This window comes from Gemmatimonas sp. (assembly GCF_041689975.1).
Taxonomy (GTDB): domain Bacteria; phylum Gemmatimonadota; class Gemmatimonadetes; order Gemmatimonadales; family Gemmatimonadaceae; genus Gemmatimonas.
Map to the genome: position 1 here is coordinate 1 of NZ_JBDNFF010000107.1, position 2,057 is coordinate 2,057.

The window sequence follows — 2,057 nt, forward strand, 5'->3', positions numbered from 1 at the left end:
GTTCACGACGACCACGTAACTGGTGGCCGGCACGTCGTAGGCACCGCTGACCGTGCCCATTTTGTCGTACAGCTGTTCGCCACCGAGCTTGTTGGCGTTCTGCCAGCCCTTCAAGCGTTCGATGGACTGGTTGACCGATACAGCAATAGTCACGAACTTCACCTGCGCGCCGTGCTTGGTCATGGCGGCGCGCATGGCGGGCTCGAGCTGCTTACAGGTGCCGCACCAGGTAGCCCAGAACTCGAGCACCACGGGCGTCTTGCCGAGGTAAGCGGAGAGATCGACAGTTTTGCCGTCGAGGGTCTCGAGCGGCCCCGTGGGGGCGGTTTCGCCGACCGCGATGCCGAGGTCCTGGGATAGGGCCGAGGTGGGAGCGATGGCGGCGATGACGGCGATGACGGCGACCGTGGCGGTGCGGAGAACGCGGAGCATGTGAGCTTGGAGTAATGAGTAAAAATCGGGGGTATTGAGTGTGGCGACTCGTGACTCGTCACTTTCACCCATTACTCACGACTCACAGTCGGCCGTCAGAAATACACCTGTCCCATCTTCACCAGATAGTACTCCGCCATCCCGAGCATCACGAAGGCGAAGACCTTCTTCACCGTCAGCATCCACGCACCAGCGCGCGGTAATCGCGACACTGAGCCAGCTGAGAGGCCAACCACGACCAACAGCGTACACATGCCCAGCGAGAAGGTGAAGAGGTACAGAAAGCCTAACAGGGCGGATCCGGTGGTGGAAACCCAGGTCAGAACGGCGGCCATGACGGGGGCGGAGCAGGGCGCTGCTACCAAGCCTGACGCCGCGCCCATGATGAAAGCTCCCGCGACGCGTCCACCGGTTCCGGCGTTGGCGGCGCGCTTTATGATGGCGGCGGGCACGCGCACGGGAAGGACGTCGAACATGGACAGAGCGGCCAGCATGAGCAGGTTCGCCATGGCGAAGTAGGCCCAGGGATTGGCCGAGACGGTGCCGAACATGGTGCCAGTGAGACCGGCGAGGAGTCCGAGGCCGGCGTAGACGGTGGCCAGTCCGAACACGTAGGTGAGCGAAAGCCCGAGCGGACGCCACTTTGACGCTTTGGTGGCGCCTGACTGTTCCGACGATGACTGTCCGCCCACGATCGCGGCGGTGATCGGAATCATCGGGTACACGCAGGGCGTGAGCGACGTCAGGACGCCGGCCCCAAACAGGAGCGGGAGGGCGGCCGCGGGATTGGACGAGAGCTGTGCGGTGACGTCGGCGATCTGCGTGAGAACGATCATGTGGGGAAGATACGGCCGAGGGCGGGCCAGCGTTCAAGACCGTGCGCGGAAGGCTCTGGCGCGCGGGCCGAATTCGACGGATCATGCGTGTTGGTTCCCAACTTTGCTGAGGTGTTGATGATCGGTTTTTCAGTGCGTTCCCGCTGGCTTCGGGCAGCGCTCCTCACCGCGTGTACGGTGCCGACCGCGGCAACCGTACGCGCGCAGAGCCTTCGCCCCGATGCCGACCCGCGCATAGAGCAGCTCGTGGCGTCGGTGTCGCTGCAACGGCTGCAAGCGACCGCGACCACACTCGCCGGCTTCGGCACGCGCGGAACGCTCTCCGATACGCTGTCGACCACGCGGGGTATCGGGGCCGCACGGCGCTGGATCTACAACGAATTCACGCGCGTGAGCTCAAAGCTGCTGGTGTCGTACGACCGACACCTGCTGGCGCAGCAGGGACGCATCTCGCGCGAGGTGGAATTGGTGAACGTGGTCGCCGTGCTGCCAGGCAAGAGCACGCGTCGGGTGTATGTCACGGGGCACTACGACACGGTCAATTCGCGTCGTTTGGCGGGAGCCGACGCCACGGCCACTGCGACGGCGGCGCCAGGTCAGCCGCTGGCGCGTCCCGCGATTGATAACGACGCCGACGCACCGGGGGCGAACGACGACGGCAGTGGTACGGCGCTCACGATGGAGCTGGCGCGGGTGTTCGCCGAAAGTGGTATTGATTTCGACGCCACGCTGGTGTTCGTGACCTGGGCCGGTGAAGAGCAGGGGCTGTTCGGCTCCATGGCGCACGCA

At 64.7% G+C, this 2,057-nt stretch carries 3 protein-coding genes; 1 reads left to right on the forward strand and 2 read right to left on the reverse strand.

What is annotated here, in order from left to right:
* A partial coding sequence (locus ACESNG_RS07285) for a TlpA family protein disulfide reductase (RefSeq protein ID WP_373068393.1) occupies positions 1 to 432 on the reverse strand: 432 nt, incomplete at its 3' end.
* Between the two features lie 95 nt (positions 433 to 527).
* Positions 528 to 1,268: a cytochrome c biogenesis protein CcdA gene (locus tag ACESNG_RS07290; protein ID WP_373060952.1), complete on the reverse strand. Its 741-nt coding sequence runs from the start codon at positions 1,266 to 1,268 to the stop codon at positions 528 to 530.
* 117 nt (positions 1,269 to 1,385) lie between these two features.
* On the opposite strand from ACESNG_RS07290, the gene ACESNG_RS07295 reads away from it, so the two are divergent.
* A partial coding sequence (locus tag ACESNG_RS07295; protein ID WP_373068395.1) for a M20/M25/M40 family metallo-hydrolase occupies positions 1,386 to 2,057 on the forward strand: 672 nt, incomplete at its 3' end.